This is a genomic window from Paenibacillus lacisediminis, assembly GCF_046567315.2.
Genome location: NZ_JBKIAX020000025.1, coordinates 48,758 through 75,336, shown reverse-complemented (window position 1 = coordinate 75,336; position 26,579 = coordinate 48,758). Strand labels below are relative to the sequence as shown.

28 protein-coding genes and 1 riboswitch are annotated in these 26,579 nt (G+C 53.0%); of the genes, 25 read left to right on the top strand and 3 right to left on the bottom strand.

Annotated elements, in window-relative coordinates:
* Positions 1–325: 325 nt before the first annotated feature.
* Positions 326–1,849: an amidase family protein gene (locus ACLD72_RS29830; RefSeq protein WP_458476478.1), complete on the bottom strand. Its 1,524-nt coding sequence runs from the start codon at positions 1,847–1,849 to the stop codon at positions 326–328.
* Between the two features lie 581 nt (positions 1,850–2,430).
* On the opposite strand from ACLD72_RS29830, the gene ACLD72_RS29825 reads away from it, so the two are divergent.
* The gene (locus tag ACLD72_RS29825) at positions 2,431–2,859 is read left to right on the top strand and encodes a hypothetical protein (protein WP_411002748.1); all 429 of its coding nucleotides are present in this window, start codon (positions 2,431–2,433) and stop codon (positions 2,857–2,859) included.
* Positions 2,860–3,012: 153 nt separating this feature from the next.
* On the opposite strand, the gene ACLD72_RS29820 is transcribed toward ACLD72_RS29825, so the two are convergent.
* Entirely contained in the window at positions 3,013–3,540 is a 528-nt protein-coding gene (locus ACLD72_RS29820) for a hypothetical protein (RefSeq protein WP_411002749.1), read from the bottom strand.
* A 466-nt stretch (positions 3,541–4,006) separates the two neighbouring features.
* On the opposite strand from ACLD72_RS29820, the gene ACLD72_RS29815 reads away from it, so the two are divergent.
* The 10 genes from ACLD72_RS29815 (at position 4,007) to rsmI (ending at position 11,788) form a co-directional block, all read left to right on the top strand.
* Positions 4,007–4,192: a sigma factor G inhibitor Gin gene (locus tag ACLD72_RS29815; RefSeq protein ID WP_251597099.1), complete on the top strand. Its 186-nt coding sequence runs from the start codon at positions 4,007–4,009 to the stop codon at positions 4,190–4,192.
* Between the two features lie 182 nt (positions 4,193–4,374).
* A complete protein-coding gene (locus ACLD72_RS29810) occupies positions 4,375–6,147 on the top strand; it encodes an aminotransferase class I/II-fold pyridoxal phosphate-dependent enzyme (RefSeq protein WP_411002751.1) in 1,773 nt (590 codons plus the stop codon).
* Entirely contained in the window at positions 6,137–6,787 is a 651-nt protein-coding gene (gene tmk, locus ACLD72_RS29805) for a dTMP kinase (protein ID WP_411002752.1), read from the top strand. The genes ACLD72_RS29810 and tmk overlap by 11 nt, the downstream gene beginning before the upstream one ends.
* A gap of 53 nt (positions 6,788–6,840) precedes the next feature.
* On the top strand, positions 6,841–7,170 hold the full coding sequence (locus ACLD72_RS29800) for a cyclic-di-AMP receptor (RefSeq protein ID WP_036618158.1): 330 nt from the start codon (positions 6,841–6,843) through the stop codon (positions 7,168–7,170).
* Between the two features lie 74 nt (positions 7,171–7,244).
* Positions 7,245–7,688, top strand: a complete 444-nt coding sequence (locus tag ACLD72_RS29795) for a YaaR family protein (RefSeq protein ID WP_251597093.1) — start codon at positions 7,245–7,247, stop codon at positions 7,686–7,688.
* 30 nt (positions 7,689–7,718) lie between these two features.
* Positions 7,719–8,699, top strand: a complete 981-nt coding sequence (gene holB / locus ACLD72_RS29790) for a DNA polymerase III subunit delta' (protein ID WP_411002753.1) — start codon at positions 7,719–7,721, stop codon at positions 8,697–8,699.
* A gap of 157 nt (positions 8,700–8,856) precedes the next feature.
* The gene (locus tag ACLD72_RS29785; protein ID WP_251597089.1) at positions 8,857–9,657 is read left to right on the top strand and encodes a PSP1 domain-containing protein; all 801 of its coding nucleotides are present in this window, start codon (positions 8,857–8,859) and stop codon (positions 9,655–9,657) included.
* A 45-nt stretch (positions 9,658–9,702) separates the two neighbouring features.
* Positions 9,703–10,074: an initiation-control protein YabA gene (locus ACLD72_RS29780; protein ID WP_251597087.1), complete on the top strand. Its 372-nt coding sequence runs from the start codon at positions 9,703–9,705 to the stop codon at positions 10,072–10,074.
* Positions 10,075–10,142: 68 nt separating this feature from the next.
* The gene (locus tag ACLD72_RS29775; RefSeq protein ID WP_411002754.1) at positions 10,143–10,898 is read left to right on the top strand and encodes a tRNA1(Val) (adenine(37)-N6)-methyltransferase; all 756 of its coding nucleotides are present in this window, start codon (positions 10,143–10,145) and stop codon (positions 10,896–10,898) included.
* Positions 10,895–11,788, top strand: a complete 894-nt coding sequence (rsmI, locus tag ACLD72_RS29770; protein WP_411002755.1) for a 16S rRNA (cytidine(1402)-2'-O)-methyltransferase — start codon at positions 10,895–10,897, stop codon at positions 11,786–11,788. Before ACLD72_RS29775 ends, rsmI begins: the two co-directional genes overlap by 4 nt.
* Positions 11,789–11,942: 154 nt before the next feature.
* Here the strand turns inward: rsmI and ACLD72_RS29765 are convergent, their stop codons facing one another.
* Positions 11,943–12,197: an AbrB/MazE/SpoVT family DNA-binding domain-containing protein gene (locus ACLD72_RS29765; RefSeq protein ID WP_009226360.1), complete on the bottom strand. Its 255-nt coding sequence runs from the start codon at positions 12,195–12,197 to the stop codon at positions 11,943–11,945.
* Positions 12,198–12,517: 320 nt separating this feature from the next.
* On the opposite strand from ACLD72_RS29765, the gene ACLD72_RS29760 reads away from it, so the two are divergent.
* From ACLD72_RS29760 to pth, 14 genes are all read left to right on the top strand, one after another.
* Positions 12,518–13,807, top strand: a complete 1,290-nt coding sequence (locus ACLD72_RS29760) for an HD domain-containing protein (RefSeq protein ID WP_411002756.1) — start codon at positions 12,518–12,520, stop codon at positions 13,805–13,807.
* Between the two features lie 13 nt (positions 13,808–13,820).
* Positions 13,821–14,612: a TatD family hydrolase gene (locus ACLD72_RS29755; RefSeq protein WP_411002792.1), complete on the top strand. Its 792-nt coding sequence runs from the start codon at positions 13,821–13,823 to the stop codon at positions 14,610–14,612.
* A gap of 194 nt (positions 14,613–14,806) precedes the next feature.
* Positions 14,807–15,017, top strand: a riboswitch (cyclic di-AMP (ydaO/yuaA leader).
* A gap of 332 nt (positions 15,018–15,349) precedes the next feature.
* Complete coding sequence (locus tag ACLD72_RS29750; RefSeq protein WP_411002757.1) at positions 15,350–16,486, top strand: G5 domain-containing protein; 1,137 nt, start codon at positions 15,350–15,352, stop codon at positions 16,484–16,486.
* Positions 16,487–16,663: 177 nt separating this feature from the next.
* Positions 16,664–17,209: a ribonuclease M5 gene (rnmV, locus tag ACLD72_RS29745; RefSeq protein ID WP_411002758.1), complete on the top strand. Its 546-nt coding sequence runs from the start codon at positions 16,664–16,666 to the stop codon at positions 17,207–17,209.
* A 5-nt stretch (positions 17,210–17,214) separates the two neighbouring features.
* Positions 17,215–18,105: a 16S rRNA (adenine(1518)-N(6)/adenine(1519)-N(6))-dimethyltransferase RsmA gene (gene rsmA / locus ACLD72_RS29740; protein WP_411002759.1), complete on the top strand. Its 891-nt coding sequence runs from the start codon at positions 17,215–17,217 to the stop codon at positions 18,103–18,105.
* A gap of 63 nt (positions 18,106–18,168) precedes the next feature.
* On the top strand, positions 18,169–19,065 hold the full coding sequence (gene yabG, locus ACLD72_RS29735) for a sporulation peptidase YabG (RefSeq protein WP_411002760.1): 897 nt from the start codon (positions 18,169–18,171) through the stop codon (positions 19,063–19,065).
* A 511-nt stretch (positions 19,066–19,576) separates the two neighbouring features.
* Positions 19,577–19,852, top strand: a complete 276-nt coding sequence (gene veg, locus ACLD72_RS29730; protein WP_036618138.1) for a biofilm formation stimulator Veg — start codon at positions 19,577–19,579, stop codon at positions 19,850–19,852.
* A 677-nt stretch (positions 19,853–20,529) separates the two neighbouring features.
* Positions 20,530–20,712: a small, acid-soluble spore protein, alpha/beta type gene (locus tag ACLD72_RS29725; RefSeq protein WP_036618137.1), complete on the top strand. Its 183-nt coding sequence runs from the start codon at positions 20,530–20,532 to the stop codon at positions 20,710–20,712.
* A 168-nt stretch (positions 20,713–20,880) separates the two neighbouring features.
* Complete coding sequence (gene ispE, locus ACLD72_RS29720) at positions 20,881–21,735, top strand: 4-(cytidine 5'-diphospho)-2-C-methyl-D-erythritol kinase (RefSeq protein WP_411002762.1); 855 nt, start codon at positions 20,881–20,883, stop codon at positions 21,733–21,735.
* A 130-nt stretch (positions 21,736–21,865) separates the two neighbouring features.
* The gene (purR, locus tag ACLD72_RS29715) at positions 21,866–22,705 is read left to right on the top strand and encodes a pur operon repressor (RefSeq protein ID WP_251596941.1); all 840 of its coding nucleotides are present in this window, start codon (positions 21,866–21,868) and stop codon (positions 22,703–22,705) included.
* A 174-nt stretch (positions 22,706–22,879) separates the two neighbouring features.
* On the top strand, positions 22,880–23,164 hold the full coding sequence (gene spoVG, locus ACLD72_RS29710) for a septation regulator SpoVG (RefSeq protein ID WP_036618134.1): 285 nt from the start codon (positions 22,880–22,882) through the stop codon (positions 23,162–23,164).
* A gap of 149 nt (positions 23,165–23,313) precedes the next feature.
* Positions 23,314–24,714, top strand: coding sequence for a bifunctional UDP-N-acetylglucosamine diphosphorylase/glucosamine-1-phosphate N-acetyltransferase GlmU (gene glmU, locus ACLD72_RS29705; RefSeq protein ID WP_411002763.1), 1,401 nt, complete (start codon positions 23,314–23,316; stop codon positions 24,712–24,714).
* Between the two features lie 151 nt (positions 24,715–24,865).
* Positions 24,866–25,819, top strand: a complete 954-nt coding sequence (locus ACLD72_RS29700) for a ribose-phosphate diphosphokinase (RefSeq protein WP_128630906.1) — start codon at positions 24,866–24,868, stop codon at positions 25,817–25,819.
* 180 nt (positions 25,820–25,999) lie between these two features.
* Positions 26,000–26,560: an aminoacyl-tRNA hydrolase gene (pth, locus tag ACLD72_RS29695; RefSeq protein WP_411002764.1), complete on the top strand. Its 561-nt coding sequence runs from the start codon at positions 26,000–26,002 to the stop codon at positions 26,558–26,560.
* Positions 26,561–26,579: the final 19 nt, after the last annotated feature.

Below are 26,579 nucleotides of genomic sequence, written 5' to 3'. Positions count from 1 at the left end.
CGACGTTATTGGGTCGAAAACGAGGGGTTAGAAATTCTAACGGACTGAGCGGGCCTTATTTCACTCAAATTGGCGTCAAAGTCCGTATTTTTGGCCCAATAGCGTCGTCTGAGTCCGTTAGAATGGGAAATACCCGGGAAATGGGGGGATAAGGGTCGCTGGAGTCCGTTAGGCGATACTATATGCAGTTCGTTAGGTGGTATTGCAGCATGGCGGAGTGGCCAGTGAGTGGCAGTTTCCGATAAAATGCCGCTAAGCAATAGAGACGCGGTCTGGCTTCCTTGAAAGTACGTTGAGCGACGGTTTTCTTACTTTTTACTTTTTGTTATGGGGTCAATTTAGGCGATTGGCGATGGTGAGTCCCTTGTTCATAGCTGTAGGCCAACTTGATTAGGGTCCCTTCGTCAAAGGCCCTGCCCAGGAATTCAATGCCGACCGGTAAGCCGTCTGTGGTAAATCCAGCCGGGACGGTAATGGCCGGGAATCCGGAGAAGGGACTGAGCCGGTTGTTGGCGCCGGACACCTGATTCTCGCCGATAACTGCTGCCGGTTGTGTCGTAGTCGGGTAAACGATCGCATCCAAGTCGTAATCGGCCATCACTTTTAAGAGGGCATCACGCGTCAGCTTGGTCCGGTGCAATAAAATATCTTTGTATTCCTCGGTTTCCAGTGTTGCACGGGCCTCGCGGGCTTTCATGGACTGCTCCTGAGCCTTATCATATTCTCCCGAGGCGATAATTTCCGCCAGGATGTGATAAGGTGCAGCGTCTCCCAGCTCTTTAAGGTACTCGTTGAGTTGAAACTTAAACTCATATCCGCTAAGGCTAGGGTATTTGTTGATTTCGGCCAGGTTCGGAATGGTGATTGGAATGGCCGCAGCCCCCAGCGCCTTCAGCTCATCGACCGCATGGTAAACGACGTCGGTGACGGACTTTTCCTGATCATTGCCGTTCTGAAACAATTCGATGGCGACACCGATGCGGGCACCTTTTAAACCATCGGCATCCAGAAAATCGGTATAACTTGCGGGAAGATGCCCAAGGCTGTACGCGGTGGCGATATCATTCGGATCATAACCGGCGGTGGCGTCGAGCAAAATGGCAGCATCCTCCACCGTTCGGGCCATCGGGCCGCCGACATCCTGTGTTAATGCCAAGGGGATAATGCCGTCGCGGCTGGATAATCCGATCGTAGGGCGAATACCCACCAGGCTGTTGAAGCTGGACGGGATTCGGATCGATCCGCCCGTATCGGTCCCGAGGCCTGCTGCGGCGAAGTTGGCCGCGATCGCTGCTCCGGTGCCGCCGCTGGAACCGCCGGGATAATGGCCAGGTGCGTACGGGTTTTTCGTTTGCCCGCCAAGCGAACTGGATGTCGTGATGCCGAAGGCGAACTCATGCAGGTTGGTTTTGCCCAAAATAATGGCGCCGGCCTTTTTTAATCTGGCGATTTGATCGGCATCCTTGTCCGGAATGGAATCCTTCAAACATAAGCAGCCTGCGGTGGTTGGCATGTCGGCTGTATCGAAATTGTCCTTCACTAAAATAGGAATGCCGTGAAGCGGTCCGCGTGGTCCTTGCGTGGCCCGTTCTTGATCGAGGGCTTCGGAAATGCTCAATGCTTCAGGGTTTAAGGTTAGGACGGCCTGCAGCGAGACGCCCTGTTCATCGTATTTGGCAATGCGGTCCAAATACATTTGAACGAGTTGCTTGGAGGTCAGCTTGCCCTGATCCATCGCTAACTGCATATCGGCGATTGTTGCTTCTTCGAGCACGAACGGTTTCAGGGGACTCACGACTCGACCGTGTAAAACCGGCAAATCCCCTGCCGGTAGCGTTTGCCCTGGCAGACCTTGGGCTGCAGCGGTCCTGACACTACTTGCTGCTGCAGAGGCTGAAGCGGCCTCCACTTGCGGGCTGCCGCCGGTCCATAACCCTGCCGTTAGAACCCCGGTTAATAGCAGGGCACTGCTTTTTTTCCAATTCCAGAGATGTAGTTCCATCTTATTTTGCTCTCCTCTCCTGAAATCGTATGTAAAGTTCTGGTTATAATCATAAATTGATGTAAGGTATTATGACAAGGATACTTCAGTTGAAAGTAAACGCATACATAATTGATTTTATTTATATTTCTTTATATTTCTCATGAATTCTTGTGATCGGAAAATAAACTAGTTAAAAATCAGTGTAAAATAAAATAACATTTTACTTACATGAGAATTCTGTTCCGGTATTGCATTTTGAGATATACGGGGTTACTATACTTAGAGCCTATCAAAAAGAATGTAACCTTTTTGTTACCGACAGTGGCAAGTCAACCGTTATAATTATACTGATATGTCAAGGCATATAGCCTTCCGTAATCTATATCAGGTATTGACAACATGGGATAACGTTTTCAGCATATAGGCAGGGTAAGGAGGAATGGATCATGCGGCGAAAAGGAGTGGGATATTCCTTATGCTTCATGTGGGGAGTCTTGATGATGATGTTCGTCATCGCGGGCTGTGCGTCTTCCGAGCCTTCATGGACAAATTACGTAGGGGCGGCTGTAGAAAAAAGCTTCCCGGTGCCAAAAGAAGCCAGTCAGACGGATAACGCATTAAATAACTCGAAAATGGACTATATTCACTACTCTATGAAAGGGTTAAGCGAAAGCGGCGGCGTACCTGAGGCTTATGAAAAGGTCATAGAGGCATGGGGCTGGACCGAAAAAAAAGAGGAAAGCACCGGCTCAACCCGAGTTTACGAGAAAGGCAAGAAAATCGTACAGTTGACGATTCACGACGATTCGTTTACGGTGCTTGTCCCAAAACTGGAAGATAAGGCGGTGATTCAAGGTCTGGAAAGCAGTCCTTGATTCGCCCGATCGCAAGCCGGCTAATTTCAGATGGATCACCAGCCTGTTCCCTTTACGGGGAACAGGCTTTTTGAGAGGTCAAGGATAATAATGGTGTGGCGGGAATAGAGGATTTTGTCAGTCGGAAAGCAGTCTGTTTTCTTTGAAAGTACGTCACTGCAGGTAATAGGAAATATCGAGGCCGGTGATTTTCAGCATGCCGTCTTTACGTTGGCCTCTAACACAGGCAAGGACGAGCAAACGCGGGCCGATCAGCCAGAAATGCCAGAAGAACAAGGCCAGCACAAAAGAAGCCGGAGACCACGGAATGATGACCGCTATGATGCAGCAGCCGATCCAGGCGGCATGCAGGTGAACTCTGCGAAACACGGAGTAAGCCACGTATTGTTCAGGCATATAACCGATCCAGGGCAGCAGCCGGGAAAAACGCCAGCGTTTGCGGTAGGAATGGCTTAAGATGATCAGGACCGACCGGGAAATGACAAATTGAATCCATAACGCAATGGGCGCGGCAATAAGAAAGAAAAAAAGGCTGGTCCAGGATAGAAAAATCATCTCGGCGGCAAGCCAGAGAAAAGGAAGCGTTGCGAAGCTGTAGATCAAGGCTTTGGGCAATACGACCTTTTTTAGCAGCCGGTAATGGTAAAACGTCGCATTTGTTTCAGGATCAGCGGATTTCACCCATCAACCCTCCTATAAATTACGTTTAGTACGTGTTCAAAAAGTCGGCTTTTCAGCACCGAAGTGTATGCTTCCGATGTGCGTTTTTTCAAAACGCTTTAGGTTGAATGAAGCTAGGGACTGAGGAGCGGAGCGTACGTTTTGGGTACATGAGCACCTGAAATGTTTCCGTAGGAAACATGCTTCGTAAGCATATGCTTGGCCCGGCTGAATTCATGATTCGATGTCGAATCCTCTTCTTGAGCTGCTTCGTGATCAAAAGATGACTTTTTGAACTACCTCTTTAAAACTCGGACATACCTATATTACTATATCGGAGCAAGCTACCGATAATTAAAGATGCGGCGTACAAACACAGCCACGGGCAATGTGGCATAAGATAAAACAGGTAGGGGACTATGAAAAGGTTTAAAATAATAGAATCTGTGTCATACTGATAGTAAAACAGACAAGGTGGGATTCGGGCATGGATGAGCGGACCGAAAGAACCTGCATTATTTGCGGGGAGCCAAAAACCGAAGGCATTCATATCGTATCGGAATTTATTTGCGATTCGTGTGAGGCCGAAATGGTGCATACGGATGTTCAGGAGGAAAAATACCATTTCTTTATTCATCAAATGAAGCAAATTTGGATGCAAAAAAATGCATAAAACGTATAAATTGATGAGGTGACAGGGCCTGTTCTTTGGGAGAACGGGTCCTTTTCTGTAGGCTTTATATTGCCCATTCGGGGAAAGAAGCGGTAAAATGAAGCAATGATATTTTCCGCGAACTAAGGTTGAAGCGGTGTGGAATGGGTAGCAGGATCATAGCCGGAAGGATTAGGATAGAGATGCCGGAACAAGCTAATCGGGCTCCATTATATGAAGCTTTGATGCAATATATGAAAAAAAGCGATGTTTCCTTTCATGTGCCGGGACATAAAAATGGACAAGCCCTGCGTGGCGGAATGCCCTGGGAGCAGAATCTGCTGTCCCGGGTGATGGAGATTGACGCCACGGAAATTACCGGGACGGATGATCTGCATCATCCGGAAGGAGTTATCCGTGAGGCGCAGCAACTGGCCGCCGCCCAGTTTGGGGCGGAGGAGACGTTTTTTCTTGTCGGCGGCAGCACCGCCGGCAATTTGGCGCTCGTCCTGAGCGTGTGCACCGCTCCGGGCGATGTGCTGCTCGTGCAGCGGAACGTGCACAAATCCGTCATTCACGGATTGATGCTGGCGGGCGCGCACGCGGTGTTTTTGGCGCCGCGGCTCGATGCGCGGAGCGGCCTGGCAACCATCCCGTCGCCGGAGACGGTGCGTGAAGCACTGCGCCGGCACCCCGGCGCCAAAGGGCTGCTGGTCACGCACCCAAGCTACTACGGGATGGGCGCATCGCTGCGGCCGCTGGCCGAGCTCTGCCGCGCGCACAGCGTGCCGCTGCTCGTCGACGAGGCGCACGGCGCCCACTTCGGCCAGCATCCGGCGCTGCCGGAGAGCGCGCTGGCCCAAGGCGCCGACGGCGTTGTGCAGTCGACGCACAAGATGCTCACCGCGCTTACGATGGGCGCGATGCTGCATGTGCAGGGCGGGCTGCTCGACCGCGCGCTGCTGCGCCAGCGGCTGGCGATGCTGCAGAGCTCCAGCCCGTCCTACCCCATCATGGCTTCGCTCGACGTGAGCCGAAGCCTGCTGGCGGCCCAGGGGCCCGCCCTGTTCGCAGGCGGGCTGGCCGCGGCCGCCGCGGCGCGCCGCGGCCTTGGCCAACTGCCGCGCTTCGGCGTCGTCAAGCCGCCGGGCGCGAGCGGAGGGGACGCTGCATATACTATTCAAGACCCGTTTAAGCTTGTAATATACGATGCAACAAACAAGTGGAGCGGCTACGAGCTGCAGCAGCGGCTTGAGACGGAGGGCTGCGTGCCGGAAATGAGCGATGAGCGGTACGTGGTGCTGGCGTTTGGACCGGGGACGACGGAGCGGGATGCCGAGCGGCTGCTTCAGGCGCTGGAGCGCATCGCAGCTGCAGCGGAAGCGGCGGAAGGTGCGTCGGAGAAAGCGGAAGAGAAGGCGACAGCAACGGCAGTACAGGCGGCAACGCAGGTGGCGGAGAAAAGGGAAACGGAACAGGATTGTTCCGGAGCCGAAAGCGATCCGTTTTCAGAACTTTCCACGTGGAACATTTCGCCGAACCCAAAACCGGCAGATGCCGCAAAAAGAAATGTTGAAGCCCGATCCCAAGCCGATGCCGGTATAGTTGTGCAAGTAGCCGGTACGCTTACAGACACGGAACCTGCCGATTCGGGCACAGACGCAGATCAGACCGGCGTCCTTCCCGGCATCTCGGAGCCGGTGGCGTTTTCTCTGGCTCCCTTATCTCCGGAGGAAATCGAAGCGATTCCCGTAGAGGACAGCGCCGGCCGGCAGGCTGCGGAGATGATCATCCCTTATCCTCCGGGCATCCCGCTGCTGTATCCGGGGGAGACGGTCACGGAAGAGACGAAACGCCGACTGCTCCGGCTGCGGCAGACCCAGGCGAAATGCCAGGGGGCGGCAGATCCTTTGCTGCTCACCATCCAAGTGAAGAAGTTAATCAAGAAAGCAGGGAATGAACCACATGAACGGTAAAGCGAGAGGACTATTTATTACGTTGGAAGGCGGTGACGGTTCAGGCAAAACGACGGTGATGGCCGAAGTGGCCAAAGTGCTTGAAGAACACGGCGTTGCCTATATGACCACCCGTGAGCCGGGGGGGATTGAGATCGCCGAGAAAATCCGCGACATCATTTTAAACCCGCAGCACACAGCGATGGACGCCCGTACAGAAGCACTGCTCTACGCGGCGTCGCGGCGCCAGCATTTGGCCGAGAAAGTGGAGCCTGCCTTGGAACGCGGCGTCAGTGTGCTGTGCGACCGGTTTATCGACAGCAGCCTGGCTTATCAGGGGTATGCGCGGGGACTCGGCATTCAAGAGGTTCTGAACATCAACATGTTTGCGACGCAAGGGCGTTTTCCGGACATTACCTTTTACCTCGATATCGAACCGGAGGCTGGCTTGGCCCGCATCGCCGCAGGCCAGGGGCGAAAGGTCGATCGTCTGGATATGGAAAGCATCGGGTTCCACCGGAAGGTTCGGGAAGGTTATTTGCAGATTGCCGAGATGTATCCCGAGCGGATCAAGCGAATCGACGCTTCGCAGGGCAAAGACGAGGTGGCTGCCGACATTCGCGGCCAACTTTCCGCATTTTTAAAGGAATTCAAGGCCTAGCTGTCAAATAATAAGGTGTGGTACATTTTTAATATAACGAGGAGGGACTGCAAATGAAGCTGATTGTTGCGATTATCCAGGATAAAGACAGCAACCGGCTGTCCAGCGCGCTTGTCAAGGAAAACTACCGGGCAACCAAGCTGGCCAGTACCGGAGGGTTTCTTCGGGCGGGGAACACGACGTTTATGATCGGTGTCGACGACCACCAGGTGGACGCGGTGCTGAACGTCATCCGCAACAGTTGTAAAGTTCGTGAGCAATTGGTTACCCCGGTAACGCCGATGAGCGGTACCACCGATTCGTATTTGCCGCTCCCCGTGGAAGTGCAGGTTGGCGGAGCCACTGTATTCGTTCTGCCGGTAGACCGGTTTGAACATTTTTGAGAAAACACGATTAAATAGAAATATACGTACGTTCAGTCAGTTGAGTAAATTCCAAAGGTAGGCGGTGATCGAAGATGAAAATTGATCCGGGATTCCGGCCGCTCCAAAGCGGCTTAGGAGTGACTGACGGCCCTGCGAAGCCGGTCCAGTCCAAGAGCTTTGCCGATGTCATGCAGCAGCATGGCGAGCAGGCGTCGCAGGAAGAGCTGGGCCGGCGGTTTAAGGAGATTCAAATGCAGGGAGACCGGCTGGCCCGTTCCATGACCATCCGGGAACTGAAGGCATACCGGCTTATGGTCAAAAGATTTCTCGAAGATACGGTCCGCCGGGGCGTCCTTATTAAGGAGGTCAAAGGATGGGATCGCCGCGGCCGGGGGAAACGTTACAAGCTGCTGGACGAAGTTGACGCCGCTTTGCTTGCCATGGCCGATGAACTGCTGGAAACCGAGCAGGGAAAAATCGAGCTGCTGCAAAAAATCGGCGAAATCCGCGGCATGCTGATCAATTTGTGTTTCTAAAAAGTGCGAGTATCAAATGGAGGAAGACACGTGTCATTTCAAGATATCATCGGCCAGGATACCGCCAAGCAGCTGCTGCAGGGCGGCCTGCGGAGAAACGAAATATCGCATGCCTATATTTTTAGCGGACCGCCTGGAAGCGGGCAAATGGAAATGGCCATGGCCTTCGTCCAGGCGTTGTTTTGTACTCGGGGCGGGGACGACGCCTGCGGGGAATGCCTGGAATGCCGCAAGGTGCTGCACGGCAATCACCCCGATCTTTTTACCATCAAACCCGATGGGGCAACGATCAAAATCGATCAAATCCGCGATTTGCAGCGGATTTTCTCTTATCGCACGGAGAGCGGCAATCCGAAAGCCTATATCATCGACGAGGCGGAAAAAATGACGGTTCAGGCCGCGAACAGCCTGCTGAAATTTTTGGAGGAGCCTCCGTCGCCGGCGGTCGCTATTTTGCTGTCCGACAATGGACGGGCTTTGCTGCCGACAATCCAGTCGCGGGCGCAGTGGGTGCCATTTTTGCCGCTAAACCCGGAGCGGATGCTCCAAATATTGGCGGATGAGGGATTTCCGGCAACTTTGGCCCGGAGCGCCGTTCATCTCGCGGCAGGATTGGGGCCGTGCCGCGAGCTTATCCAGCAGAATTGGTTTGCAGAAATTAGAAACGTAGTGTTACAATTAGGGAAGGAGATCGCAGGCCGTGGCGGTTCTCCTTTAATTACAGTGCAGCAAAGCTTGTTCAAGGCCGGTTTAAGCGACCACTTGGACATGTTGTTCAGTCTTTTCCATTTGTGGTTTAAAGATATGATCCACGCGCTCTATCATAAGCATGATCAAGTCGTTTTCATAGATGAGTTAGAGTTTATTTCCAGACATGCCGCCTCGCGCAGCCCGCAGCAGTGGATTGAAGCGATGGCGCTGGCTGCGGAGAGCAAGAAGAAACTGCGGCAGCATATGAATGCCCAACTTTGCGTGGAGCAGTTCCTCATCGCGGTGGATGGGCAGCGGTAGAACGTTTTTTACCAACCGGGCAGGCAGCACTCAGGCACTTTTTTGAAACTTTCTCCCGTGAAAGAGCAGGGAATGAGAAGGAAAGCTGGTTCGAGCGATGCTTTTTTGGCGTATCACCATTTATGGGGGTTTTATAGGTATACGAGGGGGTTAGTTTTTGTACACTGTAGTGGGCGTCCGTTTTAAAAAAGCGGGCAAAATATATTATTTCGATCCGCTGGATCTTCCTGTCGAGAAGGATCAGAACGTGATTGTCGAGACGGCGCGCGGGATCGAATACGGTAAAGTGGTGGTCGGCAAGAAGCAGGTGGGAGAAACGGATGTCGTCCTTCCGCTGAAGAAGGTCATCCGGATCGCCGACGAAGCCGACGCCCGTGTAGTCGAGGAGAACAAGCTTGCGGCAAAAAGCGCTTTTGCCACATGTTTAAATAAAATCAAGGATCATGACTTGAAGATGAAGCTGGTCGATGTGGAATTCACGTTCGACCGCAACAAAATCATTTTTTACTTCACGGCTGAGGGACGGGTGGATTTCCGCGAATTGGTGAAAGACTTGGCCAGCATCTTCCGCACCCGGATTGAGCTGAGACAAATCGGCGTCAGAGACGAAGCCAAGATGCTTGGCGGTATCGGTCCTTGCGGACGCGTGCTCTGCTGCTCGTCCTGGCTTGGCGACTTTGAGCCAGTTTCCATCAAAATGGCCAAGGATCAAAGCCTGTCGCTAAACCCAACGAAAATTTCCGGTTTGTGCGGACGGTTAATGTGCTGTCTCAAGTTTGAGCATGATAACTACGAAAGCGTGAAAGAGGAGCTCCCGTCTGTTGGCAAAATGGTGATCACTTCTTTGGGCGACGGGAAGGTGGTTGGGCTCAACGCCGGGTCGCGCACCGTGCACGTTCAGCTGTTTGAAATCGGAAAAGTGAAGGAGCTTCCGCTGGACGACGTTGTCCTTAAATAAGAAAAGGCTTTTTCAAGACTTTAGAGATGACGCTGGGGTGGGAACTTGGAGAACAAGGACATTTTCAACCATATGCAGGCGCTGGAATCACAAATGGGTAAAGTTCACGGCGAATTGGGCAGCCTCATGCTCGAAGTGAAGAAGCTGGTGGAGGAGAACCAGCGGCTCTTGCTGGAGAATGAGCAACTGCGCAAAATATTAAAGCGGGAAAGCGCGGAGAACCGCGTGCCGATAACGGCCGAAGGCAAGGTTGCGGACCCGGTTTTGGCCGGCAAAGAAGCGATCGATGTCGTGGGCGAAGGCTATGATAATTTGGCGCGTATTTATCATGAAGGTTTTCATATTTGCAATGTGTATTATGGACATCTTCGTACGGAAGGCGATTGCTTGTTCTGCTTGTCATTTTTGAATAAATAAATGAATAATAAACCGTGGGGATCGGCCCTACGGTTTTTTTTCAATGACCATAAAGAAGGATAAAATTTATGAACAACGTACCGATTTATGACAACGAGCGGGTCGACGATTTGCTTACTCATGACCTGCACATCATTCAAAGCGACGAGGTGTTCAGCTTCTCCATGGATGCCGTGTTGCTGGCGAGATTCGCCCAGGTTCCGAAATACGGGAAAATATTGGACCTTTGTACCGGCAACGGGGTCATTCCCCTGCTGCTGTCGACACGGACGAAGGCGGCGATCGAAGGCATTGAAATTCAGCCGCGGGTGGCCGATATGGCCCGCCGCAGCGTGGAAATGAACGATCTGGCGGAGCGGATTCTGATCCGCGAGGGGGACTTGCGCGAGCTGGCTCAAATCACCGGCCATGGGGGGTATGACGCGATTACGGTGAATCCGCCTTATATGCCGCTGACCGGAGGCGATTTGAAGCTTAATAGGCATCAGGCGATCGCCCGCCATGAAATCCATTGCAGCCTCGAGGACGTGGCTATCGCGGCGATGCGGCTGGTGCGGCCGGGAGGCAAAGTATCGATGGTGCATAAGCCGCAGCGTTTGGGGGAGATTGTAACGGTACTGCGGCAGCACCGGCTGGAGCCGAAGCTCCTCCGGTTTGTGCATCCGCGGGCCGGGGCCGAGGCCAACATGGTGCTGATCGAGGCGCTGCGGGACGGCAAATCCGATTTGCGGGTGCTTCCCCCGCTGATCGTATACGGGGAGGATGGGCAGTATTGCCGGGAAATCATGGACATTTATTATGGACCAAAAGAGGGTAAACGATGAACGTAAACGTGCAAAAAAGTTTTGAAGCCGCGGCCGGAGAACGGGCGGATTTCGGCAAGCTGTACCTGGTCGGCACGCCGATCGGCAATTTGGAGGACATGACCTTCCGCGCCGTGCGGACGCTCCGCGAAGCGGACATCATTGCGGCTGAGGACACGAGACAGACGCGGAAGCTGCTCACCCATTTCGAAATATCGCCTGGCAAGTTGCTGAGCTATCATGAACACAATAAGGCGGCGAGCGGACCTGAACTGATCCGGTATATAATGGAAGGAAAAAATTTGGCATTGGTCAGCGATGCCGGTCTGCCGGCGATTTCCGACCCCGGGAGTGACCTTGTAAAGCTGGCGCTTCACGCGGGCATTTCCGTCATCCCGATTCCGGGGGCCAATGCTGCATTGTCCGCGCTGATCGTTTCGGGGCTGCCTACGGAGCGGTTTATGTTTTTGGGCTTTTTGCCGCGGGACCCGAAGCAGCGGGAGAAGCTGCTGAAATCGTTGGAGGACGAGGAGAGCACCATGTTGATGTATGAATCGCCTCATCGGTTAAGCAAAACGCTGCGGTCCCTGCTAGAGGTGTTTGGAGACCGCAGCATCGTGATGGCGCGCGAAATGACCAAGCGTTATGAGGAGATGGCCAGGGGTTCGCTGCAGGCTTGCCTGGAATGGCTGGAAGAGCATCCGCCGCTAGGGGAATACTGTCTGGTGGTGGAAGGGGCCAATCCGGATCAGGTAAAGGAGAAAAGGGAAGCTTGGTGGCAAAATTTACCGGTGGAGGAACATGTGGCGCATTACGAGCGGGAAGAAGGATTAACGCGGAAAGACGCGATGAAAAAAACCGCCGCCGACCGCGGAGTATCCAAACGCGATATTTATAATTCGCTGCTCTAGGGGCCCATAAACCCGCTAGAATACCCCCAAAATGCTGAACAGCCAAAAAAAAGGGGCCTTCACTAGGCCGGGTTCAAGCCAAGGGAAGGCGCCAAGGAGATATGAAAAAGGTTAGAATTAACAGTTTCAGTAAATCTATTATATACTATATTTCTTAATTTGTCACAGGGGTAGGTAGTTCAGTAATACATTCATGGCAAACAATTTTGCCTTTGAAGTAAGTGACGTTCTCGGCATTGCCGCAGAAAATGCAGGCGGGCTCGTATTTCTTCAGCATAATCCGCTCGCCGTCAACATAAATTTCAAGCGCGTCTTTCTCGCCGATGCCGAGCGTACGGCGCAATTCGATCGGGATAACAACACGTCCCAACTCGTCGACTTTTCTTACAATACCTGTTGATTTCATCATAACTGATAAGTGCCCCTCTCGCTATAATTTATTAATGTCATTTTTCGACATTGTTCTATCTTTTCTGCTTTTTATAATACCAACCATTGCCAGAATAGTCAACCTATTTATGGTAGAGTTCAGCAAAATTTCTAAAAAAATATCTTACATACCTTCAAAAACTACTTATTTACCTAGGAAGTTCAAGGAATGAGCCGGTTCGACATTTTGGAAAACAGAGATTTGACTTAATACGACACGAATCGACATAAACCGCAAATTTCGGTCAAGTTCCCCCTTTATTTTTCAAAAAACTAATATGATAAAAAAGGAGTGTTACCATGCATCGTCCGCTTTCCGAGGAAAAAGTGTTTAAAGACCCCGTACATAATTATATTCATGTACAGGACGAAGTGATCTGGTCCCTGATTAATACCCCGGAGTTTCAGCGTCTTCGCCGTATCCGCCAGCTGGGAACGTCTTATTTGACGTTTCATGGCGCTGAGCACAGCCGTTTTTCCCATTCCCTCGGCGTCTATGAAATTACGCGCCGGATCATTTCCCAGTTTGAGCGCGGGGGATACGCCGATTGGCCGAGCGAGGAAAAGATGGTTGCTTTATGCGCCGCGCTGCTGCATGACTTGGGGCACGGCCCGTTTTCGCATTCGGTCGAAGAGGCATTCCAAATGCATCACGAGGATTGGACTTGTAAAATCCTGCTTGGGGATACCGAGGTTGGGGAAGTGCTGCGCACAGTGGAGCCGGATTTTCCGGACAAGGTCGCCGCGGTGATCCGCAAAGATTACAACAATCCGATCGTCGTCAATCTCGTCACCAGCCCGCTCGATGCCGACCGGATGGATTATTTGCTGCGCGACGCTTATTTTACCGGCGTCAATTACGGCACGATCGACATGGACCGGATTTTGCGGATGCTGCGCCCATATAACGGGCGGGTGGTCGTCAAGGAATCGGGCATGCACGCGGTGGAAGACTATTTGATGTCCCGTTATCAGATGTATTGGCAGGTGTATTTTCACCCGGTTACGCGCAGCTCGGATATCATTTTGCGGCAAATTTTACGGCGGGCCAAGGAATTGTACCGGGACGGCTATACTTTTTCATTTTTGCCTCACCCGCTTCCTTGTCTGTTTCAGGGCGATATCGGCGTGCGCGATTATTTGCTGCTTGACGAAGCGCTGATGCAGACCGCCTTCATGCAGTGGAAAAGCGAGCCGGATGCCTTGCTGAGCGATCTTTGCGGCCGTTTTTTGGACCGGAAATTGTATAAATATGTAGAACTTGAGTCAGGCGAGCTGGAAATGGTCGAACAGATCCGCCAGGCGTTTGAACAGGCCGGTCTTCATCCCGAATACGACGTGGAAATTGATTTTCCGACCGATCTGCCGTATGATGTGTTCCGTCCGGACGAGGCTGCCGCCGGAAAGCAGATTTTGCTGCTGGACCGGCAGGAGCGGCTGCGGGAAATTTCCGAAGTGTCGGACATCGTCCGCTCAATCAGCGGGCTGCAGCTCGGCAAATACCATTTGTATTATCCGGATAATAAATTGTGTGCGGTGCGGGATCAATTGCCGCCGGCCATTGCCCGAATATTTGAACAGACACGTTAGGAGGAACGATACGATCATGTTATTCGACACGCATACGCATTTGGACGCTCCACAGTTCGACGAGGACCGGGAGGAAGTGATTCAACGCGCGGTGGAGCAAGGGGTTACGCGCATGATCAACATCGGATTTAACCGCGAAACGATCCCGTCGACGATGAAGCTGGCGGAAACGTATGATTTCATTTACGCCGCTGTCGGCTGGCATCCGCAGGATGCGATCACGATGAAGGAGGGCGATTTGGACTGGATCGCCGAACTTTGCAAGCACGAAAAAGTGGTAGCCATTGGCGAAATCGGGCTCGATTATTATTGGGACACGTCGCCCAAAGACGTTCAGCATGAGGTGTTCCGCAAGCAAATCGGCCTGGCCCGCAGCCTGGGGATGCCGATTTCCATTCATAACCGCGACGCCCACGAGGATGTCGTGCGGATCTTGCGCGAGGAAAAGGCGAATGAAGTCGGAGGGGTGATGCATTCCTTCTCCGGCAGCTGGGAAATTGCTAAATTGTGTCTAAATCTGGGATTTCATTTGTCGTTTGGCGGGCCGATTACGTTTAAAAATGCAAAGCAGCCCAAAGAGGTCCTGGCTAAGACACCGATGGACCGTTTATTGATCGAGACCGACTCCCCTTATTTAACTCCACATCCATTTCGTGGGAAACGTAACGAGTCGGCCCATGTGCGTTTGGTAGCCGAAATGGCGGCCGAGCTGAAGGGGGTCTCTTTGGAGGAAATCGCCGAAATTACCACCCAAAATGGACTGGAACTATTTGGCATACCGAGTATAACGGAGAAAAACCGCTGAAAAAATGAGGATAATCGAAAGATTAATGCATTTTAACTGAAAACAGCATGTTTATTACATTTTTTTAACCATTTTTTTAAAAAAACGTGGTTGATTGGTTCTTTACAACATGCATCGAAACAGGATAGAATTTTTTCAGTAATCGCTGCGGCTCATTTTTTAGCTTGACGAGCCGTTCGATAACTTGGTTCCGTGAACCAGTCTCGCTGAGTCTCCGCATGGAGAACGGGGGAACCGGTGCAAACATGGATCGGATGATGCCGGCCAGGTTTGCAAATGATTCCTTTTCAGGGTCTTAGGGGTGAATTCGAGGTCGTTGCGCCATGAGCGAACGAACTGAGAAAGGGCGGCTCTCTTTCGTCCGAACCCGACAGCTAACCTCGTAAGCGTACCAAGAGAGGTAACTCGTGCAGCCTATTACACCTAGACAAATCAGGAAGCCACGAAGGGAGTTCCTCTAACTCTTTCTTTGGGCTTCTTTTGTTTTGAATAAAAGTAATAGGGTCATCATACTGTTGATAAACAGGAGGTGACAAATGCCGATAAGACTGGGGAAGGATGCGAAATGCGAGGTTTGTTTTTTTAAAATGTGAGTTCAAAAGTCAGGGCGGCCTGCTTCGTGATCAAAATATGACTTTTGAACAACCTCTAAGCGCGTTTCGTAAACAAGAACTGTAGTCGCGTCAACCGTATCATGCATCGACCTTACGGCGGGACTATGAAGGAGGACGGAAGAAATGGGCATTTTCCGAAACGGGGAGACCCATGAATCACGCTCATCCAGCATGTCTTACGCAATGCGATGGAAGCATGAGAATTTTCGTCAGATTACGCTTGTCGGCGTACTGAGCATCGCACTAATCATCATCATCCTGATCTGGACGTTTGGTCAGGAGCGTAAACAAGTATCTCTGGTCATCGACGGGAAGGTCCAGTCGGTGGAAACGACGGAATCGAAGGTGGCTCATCTGCTGGAGGAACAATCCATTAAGCTTGCGCCGCAAGACACCGTATCGCGTCCGCTCGACAGCCTGTTTTCGGACGGAGACCGCATCGTTATCGAACGGGCGGTTCCGGTGAAGATCATCGTCGATGGAACGGCCAAAGTTGATTTTACGTCTGAGAGCACCGTAAAGGGCGCCATTTCCGAACTTGGCATCACCCTGGATCAGAATGATAAGGTAACGCCCGCTTTGGACAGCAAAGTTGCAGCCAGCATGAACATCAAAATTGTTCGGGTGAAACAACATACCGTCAAGCAAAAAGAAGCCGTACCGTTTACCGTTGTCAAAACGGCCGATGACAGTTTGCCGAAAGGTGAAACCAAGGTCGTTCAGCAAGGCAGCAAAGGGTTGGTTGTCCACACCGTGGAGAAAACTTATGAGGACGGCAAGTTTGTGACGAAGCGATGGCTCGGCAAAGAGGTCTCCAAGACCGCACAGCCGAAAGTCATTGCCGTCGGCACCAAGCAGCCGACCGCGGTGATGTCCGCCAGCATGACCCGCAGTTCGGACGGGGTCAGCGTTAGCGGAACGACAACGAAAAGCGGAGTCTCATTCAAATATAAAAAAGTACTTAAAAACGTCACGCTCACCGCTTATTCCTCCGAGGAGGACGGCATCGGAACGCGCACGGCTTCCGGCACCCGCGTTACCGAGGGGCAGACGATCGCCGTGGACAAAGACGTCGTACCGCTGGGCTGGTGGGTCTATATCGAAGGCATCGGCTTCCGGAAAGCGGAGGATACCGGCGGAGCGATCGACGGCAACAAGATCGACGTATATTACGACAGTTTAAAGGCAGCCAATAATTTTGGCCGCAAGAAGGGCCGCACCGTTTACGTGATCGGTCCGACCAAACCGGAATTGAATTAATTCGCCCCGTCCTGGTGTGGACGGGAACGAGATACTTTGAGCGTGTTCAAAAAGCCTTCTTCATGATAAAAAGATGACTTTTTGAACAACCTCTATTATGATGATGAATAAGACACTTGGATTAGAAGAGGATACGATTCCTCTTCTTTTTGCTGTAAACGGAAGGGAAGAAGACACATGATTAAAGAAGTCATCGTGGTGGAAGGCCGGGATGACACCGTGGCCGTCAAGCGGGCCGTGGAGGCGGATACGATCGAAACGGGCGGCTCCGCCATCAATGAGACGACGCTGCGGAAAATCGCCCTGGCGCAGGAGCGGCGCGGAGTGATCATTTTTACCGATCCCGACCATGCCGGGGAACGGATCCGCAAGATCATCGCCAACCGGGTGCCTGGCTGCAAGCATGCGTTCCTGCGGGAAGCGGACGCGACGAAGCGAGGCGATATCGGGATCGAAAACGCCTCTCCGGCAGCGATCCGCGAGGCGTTATCCCGCGTGCGCAGCGAAGCGCCGGGAGTAGAGGGTCAGATCGACTGGGAAGACTTGATGACGGCGGGGCTGATCGTGCATCCGCAGGCGGCGGCACGGCGCAAGGCGCTGGGGGAACTGCTCGGCATCGGGTACTGCAACGGCAAACAGCTGTACAAGCGTTTGACGGTGTTCCGGATCAGCCGCGAGGAGTTTGCGGATGCGCTCGCCAAGTTGGAGAATGAAGGGGTATAGAGGCCATGAGCACAAGGGAAGACGTGTCCACGCCGCGCCGGACGAAGGAGATCATTCAGCGGTACGGATTTTCGTTTAAGAAAAGCTTGGGACAGAACTTTTTGATCGACCAGAACATCCTCGGCAAGATCGTCGCCGCCGCCGGCCTCGACGCCACCAAAGGGGCGCTCGAAATCGGCCCGGGGATCGGCGCACTGACGGAGAAGCTGGCTCTGGAAGCGGGCAAGGTCGCGGCCGTGGAGATCGATCAGCGCCTGCTGCCGATCCTGCGGGAGGTGCTGGAGCCGCATCAGCACGTTCACGTCATTCACGGGGACGTGCTGAAGCTGGACCTGCAGGCGCTCTTTGCCGCCGAATTTGCCGGTGTCAGCGGCGTTAGCGTCGTCGCCAATCTGCCGTATTACGTAACGACGCCGATCCTGATGAAGCTGCTCGAGGAGAAGCTGCCGCTGGAGCATATCGTCGTGATGATCCAGAAGGAAGTGGCAGAGCGGATGGCCGCTTCGCCGGGCGGCAAGGACTACGGCAGCCTCAGCATCGCGGTTCAGTACTACAGCGTGCCGGAGTTGGTCTGCACGGTGCCGCACAGCGTGTTCATCCCGCAGCCGAACGTGGAGTCGGCTGTCATCCGCCTGTCGGTGCGCAAGGAGCCGCCGGTGTCGGTTGAGGATGAGGCGTTTTTCTTTGAGGTGGTGCAGGCCTCCTTCGCCCAGCGGCGCAAGACGATTTCCAACAATCTGAAAAGCCGTTTCTTCCCGGGCGAAGGCCGGGAACGGCTGGAGCAACTGCTGGAGGAGGCCGGGATCGTCCCGTCGCGCCGCGCCGAAACACTGGATTTGGCGGAGTTTGCGGGGCTGAGCAACACCTTGCTGCAAGCCGGATTGAAGCGGCCGTAGCAGGGGGCCGCCGCAGTAACCAATCCCACCTTTTGCCCATACCATGGGATAGAGGTGATCAACTTGACGAATTTGGGAGACTTGGTCGTCCGCAAATCTTATGGCGGGGATGTTACGTTCCGGGTAGCAAGCATCGCGCGGAGTGAAGCGATCATCAAGGGAACGGAATTCCGGCTGCTGGCGGATGCGCCTTTAAGCGATTTGATCCGTATAGACCGGGATGCCCCCGGAGAAACAACGCAGCGCGCGCGCATCAAGGCGACGGAGTCGCTGAAGCGGTTGGCCGAGGACCGGAAGCAGCTGGCGGAGCGCAACCGGATGACCATTGGCGGGGAATGGTACTCGCTGGGGGAGCCAGCTTATTTTGAAGTGCCGGGCAAGGTGTTGCATCTGGACGGGGATCAAAGATATTTACAAAAAAGCTTAAGCCTGTACGAGAAGCTGCGGGTGCCCGCTCAAGGCTACTATGTCTCGGAGTCGCAGATGGCTAATGCCTTGTACCGGCTGCTGCCGACGGTCCGCCCGGATATCGTGGTGCTGACCGGCCATGACGGCGTTTTGAAGCAGCGGCCTACCGGCGACCTGTACAATTTGACCAGCTATAAAAATTCCAAACATTTCGTGGAAGCCATTCAGACGGCCAGACAATTCGAACGCAATTTCGATACGTTAACGATCGTGGCCGGCGCCTGCCAGTCGCATTTCGAAGCGTTATTGCAGGCGGGGGCCAATTTTGCCAGTTCCCCGGGTCGCGTGCTGATCCACGCCCTGGACCCTGTGTATATCGCCGCCAAGGCCTCGCTGACATCCATACGCGATACGATTCAAATTACGGATGTCCTGAACCATACGATCAGCGGTGCGCAGGGCGTCGGGGGCATTGAAACGCGCGGCAGCTACCGGATTGGCCTGCCCAAGCTGAAAGATTTGTCCACGCTTAAAGTTGTGCCTTCCATGTGATAGCGAGCGTATTAAACCGGAAGTTCCAAAGTTTTTTGGGCCTCCGGTTTTTTGCATTATGCGAGGGAGCGCGTATATTTTGGCAATAAAAAGGCTCAAAGCTGAAAGCTCCTATTTTTAGGTTGTGCCAACAAATAGGGGCAAAAAATGCCGTTATTCCAGCAGTATCCGATCATTTGAGAGATATAGAGGAAATTGTTGTCGTTATTTTCCCCTGTCGCAAGGAAATGCCTACGTTCCGGACCATTCGTAGGGAAATAAGTACATAAAATTCCCCTAATGAAGATGAACATGCTGGGTCTCCGAATAATTAGTACATAAAGTGCCGCTATTTTGCAGGCCGACAGTCGGTTGTACCGGCAGATTAATTCTTTCGGGAAGGGGAAGTCAGGTCGTGTCGAAAAAAATTCATTGACATGAGTTTTTCCATGCTGATATAATTAATTATTTTGATTTGACAAAGGTTATCGTTTCCTGTATAATGGTTTGAGAAAGAAGGTGGTCACAGGTAATGGCTAAAAATGCGCTGTCGGAAATCAAGCATAGTCTCGACGCCCACGTTGGACAAAAAATTATGCTACGGGCAAACGGAGGTCGCCGAAAGACCATCGAACGCACCGGAGTGTTGGAGGAAACCTATCCTTCGGTCTTTATCGTGAAGCTGGACCAGGAGCATCAGACATTTAAGCGTGTGTCTTACAGTTATGCCGATATACTAACCGAATCTGTTGAGGTCATGATTTGCGACGACAACAACGAGGTGCGGATTTCGTATATTAAACCGTGAACATCATGATGAATTCAGTAAACGGCTTCCGCCATCAGCGGAGCCGTTTTTTAAACTTTAAATAATTTATAAAATTTCGGACACGGTAGAGGGCGATACGCAGGGAGAGAGGGGGGGAGAAGAGGGACGTGGGGGGCTAAGGGACACCAGAGCCGTTATTTGAGGGAAAACGGAGGTCTGCAAAATGTAACGGACAGAGATGACGTTATTTACCTCAAATTGCCCTGGATGAACTGGTTTAGAGCGAAATAGGGTCGCCTGTGTCCGTTAGGCTGGGAAATACCTGGAAAATGGGCGGATAAGGTCGCTGGTGTCCCTTAGAGCAACGCCCAAAGTTTAGGAAGAGCCTCCAATCGCTCCAAAGTAGAAGTCAGAGCCATTAAAGGACGCCGTCAGGCGTTTTTCTTATGGGCTGCAGGGCAAGCAGAGGCAAGGCGCGGGCAAGCGGCTAACGAACGGGCAAGCGGCTAACGAACGGGCAAGCGGCTAACGAATGGACAAGCGGCTAACGAATGGACAAGCGGCTAACGACGGGCACGAACGGGCAAGGTCCATCCAGTGCGGGACCGGCAGGCTTTTTTTGGCGGACAGGTTTGCCGCCGTCACCGTATGAACTGATGCGGCTCCACGCATACTAACCATGGTTCCATATCCAAGACCCCAAAGGAGGGCTGACCGTGTCGCGCAGAAGACGAAGCGTAATGTCGGAGGACCTGAAGGTCGAATTAGCCAAGGATCTGGGATTTTACGATACCGTGAAGCAGGAAGGCTGGGGCGGCATCAAGGCGAAGGATGCGGGAAATATGGTGAAGCGGGCGATTCAGCTCGCTGAACAGGCCGCAGCAAAACAGCAGCAATAACAGCAATAATATTTGGCGGACGAAGCTTCCCTTACGGGGAGCTTCGTTTTTTTGCCGGGATGAAGTAAGATAGTGTAAGATGAATGTTGATCTTTTGTACATAGACGGACTGCGGAGTATTTTTTAAAATAAAGAAACGGTAAGGATTGCTGAAGGTGGGTGAGGGCCTTGAAAATTTACGAGAAAGCGCCGGCAAAAATCAACTTGATGCTCGACGTATTACATAAACGTCCGGACGGCTACCACGAGGTCGAGATGATCATGACGATGGTTGATCTCGCCGATCGGTTGGAAATGAACGCCCTCCCGCGAGATACGATTATTATATCGAGCCAAGCCGGATATATTCCGCTCGATGAGAAGAACTTGGCCTTTCAGGCCGCCAAACTGATCAAGGAACGGTATAACGTGCACAGCGGGGTGTATATCCATCTCGACAAAAAGATTCCGGTCGCGGCCGGTCTGGCCGGCGGAAGCAGCGATGCGGCGGCAACGCTGAGGGGGCTTAACCGGCTTTGGGGACTGAACATTTCCGCGGAAGAGCTGAAGAAGCTGGGGGCGGAGCTGGGATCGGACGTACCTTTTTGCGTGACGGGCGGAACGGCGCTGGCCACGGGGCGTGGAGAGGTGCTGATGCCTTTGCCGAACCCGCCGCAATGTTGGGTCGTTCTGGCGAAGCTGCCGATTAACGTATCTACGGCCGAGGTATACGGACGGTACCGTAACGAACGGATCGAGAAGCATCCCTCGGCCGAGCGGATGCGGGCGGCCCTGGAAAGCCGGTCTTTTCCGGAGGTGTGCCGGGAGCTGGGCAACGTTCTGGAGAGCGTGACGCTGCACACGCATCCCGAGGTCGCCCATTTGAAAGAAACGATGCTGCGCCTGGGGGCGGACGGCGTGCTGATGTCGGGAAGCGGTCCAACGGTGTTCGGGCTGGTCTCCAAAGAAGCGAAAGTGTCCCGTATTTATAACGGGCTGCGCGGGTTTTGCAAAGAGGTTTACGCGGTGCGTCTTCTGACCTGATTGGTAACGGTTTGGTTCTTAAGCACGAAGCATTCCCACCCCACATGAAAACGCAGATCATGCTTGGACAAATCCGTACAAAAATGTTATAGTTTCAATAAAATATTCGGATTTTAGCGAGGGGTACTTCGTGAAAAAATTAAAAAGAAGCGCTCGTTTGGTGGAGATGACCCACTACTTATTGGCCCGGCCGCATCATCTGATTCCGCTGACGACCTTTGCCCAGCGGTACGGAGCCGCGAAATCGTCCATCAGCGAGGATTTGGGCATTATTAAAGAGGTATTTGAAGAAGAGGGGATCGGCGACTTGCTGACGCTGGCCGGAGCCGCCGGAGGCGTGAAATATATCCCGCGGGTGGGCCGCGAGCAGGCGCTTGTCTTTATCCGCGAGCTGTGCGACAAGCTCGCTCAGCCCGACCGCATTTTGCCGGGCGGTTATTTGTATATGTCCGACCTGCTTGGGCAGCCGGCTTTGATGAATGAGGCGGGCAAAATGTTCGCCACCGCGTTTGGGGATTTGGAGATCGACTGCATCATGACCGTGGAAACGAAAGGGATACCGCTTGCTTACGCGACGGGCGCGGAGCTGAATCTGCCGGTCGTCCTGGTGCGAAGAGACCATCAGGTCACGGAAGGGTCGGCCGTAAGCATCAATTATGTGTCCGGATCGCACAAAAGCCTGCATACGATGACGTTGTCCCGCCGGGCGCTCAAAGAACATTCGCGCGTGCTGATCGTTGACGATTTCATGAAGGCCGGCGGCACCATTCAGGGGATGGTCGACCTGTTGGACGAATTCAACGCGAAGGTTGCGGGCGTAGGCGTCCTGGTCGAATCGGGGGAAGTGGATTCCGAACAGCGGCTTCTGCGCGATTATGTATCGCTGGCGACGCTTCGGGCGGTGGACGCGAAAGGCAAAGAAATCTCCGTGGAGCCTGGAAATTATTTCTCCAAATTCGGGGTAAGTTGAAATCTGTCGATAAAACCGCAAAACCGAAAGTTTTGCGACGAAATGTGTCGAAAAGCCCGTCATATCAAAAAAAATCGAGATTTTAAGGCATTTTGTTCTCCAAAAAAAAAGGATTTCCGTTTGCTATGTGGAATATTACACCAAGTCTCTGATGGAAAAAGGTGGTGAACACATATGCAAATTACGGATGTAAGACTCCGCCGAGTCAGCTCTGAAGGCAGAATGAAGGCCATAGCATCCATTACCATCGATAACGAGTTTGTCGTTCACGACATTCGCGTGATCGACGGGAACAATGGAATGTTTGTAGCTATGCCGAGCAAGCGCACACCGGACGGGGAGTTCCGGGATATCGCGCATCCGATTTCCTCTGGCACTCGCGAGAAGATTCAAGCCGCAGTTTTGGCTGAATACGAACGTGCGGCCGACCAAGAGGAAGCTATTGAAGAAGGGGCGTAAGTCGCATTTTTAATTCTTGACCAATTGGGGTTCGAGGAAAAGGGAGCCATGGGCACATGGCTCCCTTTTCTTTTTGCGGTAAATGAGATATATTCAGTAATGGGTTTAAGTGAGAGTTACTACCTCTTTGAGTGAAGGAGGCCAGGGCCTTGAAAAGATTAGCGATTGTTCTTGCCGCAGGTCAGGGGAAACGCATGAAGTCCAAGCTTTATAAAGTGCTCCATCCTGTGTGCGGCAAACCGATGGTCGGGCATGTCTTAAACGCTGTGCAGCAAGCCGGTTGCGAACGAACCATCGTCGTTGTCGGCCATGGTGCCGAAGCGGTAAAATCATACCTTGGATCATCGGCGGAGTACGTGCTGCAGGAGCAGCAGCTGGGAACCGGGCATGCGGTGAAGCAGGCAGGTCCGCAGCTCGCCGGAGAGGAAGGCACGACCGTAGTGATTTGCGGCGATACCCCTCTGGTGACCGCGGAGACGCTTGAAGCCCTGTTCGAACTTCATACCCGCAAGGGCGCAGCGGCTACCGTGCTCACGGCCAAAATGGACAATCCTCAAGGATATGGCCGGGTGATCCGTGGAGAGAACGGTACGGTCGAGCGCATCGTCGAGCAGAAGGACTGCACGCCGGAAGAAGCAGCGGTACAGGAAATCAACACAGGCACTTATTGTTTTGATAATGCTAAATTGTTTGCTGCTTTGGAGAAAGTAACCAATGACAACGCGCAGCAGGAGTATTACCTGACCGATGTCATCGGCATTTTGGTACAAGCCGGCGAAATTGTGGAAGGTTATGCGGCGCAGGACCACCGGGAATCGATTGGCGTCAATGACCGCGTTGCACTGGCCGAAGCGGAAGCGGTTATGCGCGAACGGATCGTTCGGCAGCATATGCTGGGCGGCGTCACGGTGATCGATCCGGCGTCGACTTATATCGGGGCTGATGTGACCATCGGTTCGGATACGGTGATTTATCCGGGAACCGTGCTTTTGGGGCGGACCGTCATCGGCGAAGATTGCGTGATCGGGCCGGCGTCCCAAATCGAGGATAGCGTGATTTATGACGGTGCGAAGGTGAAGCATTCGGTTCTAAGCCAGGCGGAAGTCGGCAAAGAAACGGCGGTGGGACCTTTCGCTTATTTGCGTCCGGGGGCTAAACTTGGTGCAAACGTCAAAGTGGGTGATTTCGTCGAGATCAAAAATGCGACCTTGGACGACGGAGCGAAAGTTTCGCATCTGAGTTATATCGGCGACGCCAAAGTCGGCAAAAACGTAAATATCGGCTGCGGCGCGATTACCGTCAATTACGATGGTTATAATAAATCCATTACGGAGATCGAGGACGAAGCTTTTATCGGCAGCAACGTCAATCTGATTGCGCCGGTGAAGGTCGGGAAAGGCGCTTATGTGGTCGCCGGTTCGACCATTACGCATTCCGTCCCGGAAGGCGATTTGGCGATCGCAAGACAGCGTCAGGAAAACAAGTCGGGTTACGCCGAAAAAATCCGCGGCCGCGCAAAGGCCAAAAAACAGAATAAGCAGGACTCTTAAGCCGTTTTATCATAGGATGTAGTAGCAATTGCCGGATTCAATGTTTCGGAATGTGGATGCAGTGACGATTTCTAATGACGGGGTAGCTCGAAGGCGGGTTCAGCGGTTTGATCCCTTTCGCTATCTACACAGCACGGAGGGTTTTAATTTTATGACTTATTGTGATTCTAAATTAAAGATATTCACCTGTAACTCCAATCCTAAGCTGGCGCATCAAATCGCGGATTATATCGGAATCCCGATGGGCGATTCGGACACGACCAGTTTTAGCGACGGCGAAATTCAGGTCAAGCTGTCCGAGAGTGTCCGGGGCTGCCACGTCTATGTCGTTCAATCGACATGCGCTCCCGTCAACGACAATCTGATGGAGCTGCTCGTTATGGTGGATGCCTTGAAAAGAGCTTCAGCCAAAAGCATAAACGTGGTTATCCCATATTACGGTTATGCCCGCCAAGACCGTAAGGCCCGTTCGCGCGATCCGATTACGGCTAAGCTGGTTGCCAATTTGATCGAGAAGGCCGGCGCTCACCGCGTCATTACGATGGACCTGCACGCCATGCAGATTCAAGGCTTCTTCGATATCCCGGTTGACCATATGCTTGGGGTGCCGATTTTGGCCCAGTATTTCCGGTCCAAACATATCCCGAATCCGGTCGTTGTGTCACCGGACCACGGCGGGGTGGTGCGTGCCCGCAAACTGGCGGATTTCCTGAACGCGCCGCTGGCAATCATCGATAAACGCCGTCCGGAGCCCAACGTCAGCGAAGTCATGAACATTATCGGGAACATCGAAGGCAAAACGGCGATTCTCGTTGACGATATCATCGATACCGCCGGAACGATCGTGCTTGGCGCGAATGCGCTGAAGGAGGGCGGCGTGGAAGAGGTATACGCCTGCTGTACGCACCCCGTGTTGTCCGGTCCGGCGATGGAGCGGCTGGAGAATTCTCCGTTGAAAGAAGTTATTGTGACCGACACGATTCCGATTACGCATCCCAATCCGACCAGCAAGCTGAAGGTGCTTTCCGTCGCTCCGCTTATGGGCGAAGCGATTATTCGCGTGCACGAGGAGCTGTCGATCAGCAAGCTGTTCGAGATCGAATAAGGTAAGGCTACTGCACACAGGGGTTGCATCCTCCCGCCGGGGGGTGTAACCCCTATCGGCGTGTTTGCCGGGGGTGGGGGCGGTCGGTTCCCGTGATCTATTGGATTTTTCCAATGAAGGGCGGAGGAACGAGCCTTAAGGTGCTGCCAGCTGTCACAAACGTAGGAGGGATTGGAACAAATGAAATGGATCGTAGGCCTCGGAAACCCGGGGAAACAATACGAGAAAACGAGGCACAACATCGGTTTCATGACCGTGGATGAACTGGCGCGGCGGCACGGCATCGAGATCAAACAGAGCAAATGCAAGGCTTTGATCGGCGAAGGCGTGCTGCCGGGCGGCAAGGTCGTATTGATCAAACCGATGACGTTCATGAACTTGTCCGGCGAGGCGGTTCGCGCCTATATGGATTATTACAAAGCGTCCCTGGAGGATATGATCGTCGTATACGACGATCTCGATACCGAGATTGGACGCAACCGGCTGCGTTACCAGGGCAGTTCGGGCGGCCATAACGGAATTAAATCGATTATCCAGCATACCGGGACACAGACGTTTAACCGGATACGAATGGGCATCTCCCGCCCGGAGCCCGGTTACGCGGTGGTGGACTATGTGCTTTCCGGGTTTGCCAAAAAAGAGCAGCCGCTGCTGCAGCAATCGATCGAAGCGGCATGCGACGCGCTGGAGTACAGCTTGGACCACACGTTTGAGCAGACCATGGCCAAGTTTAACGGATAAAGCTTAAGGCGAGCAAGCC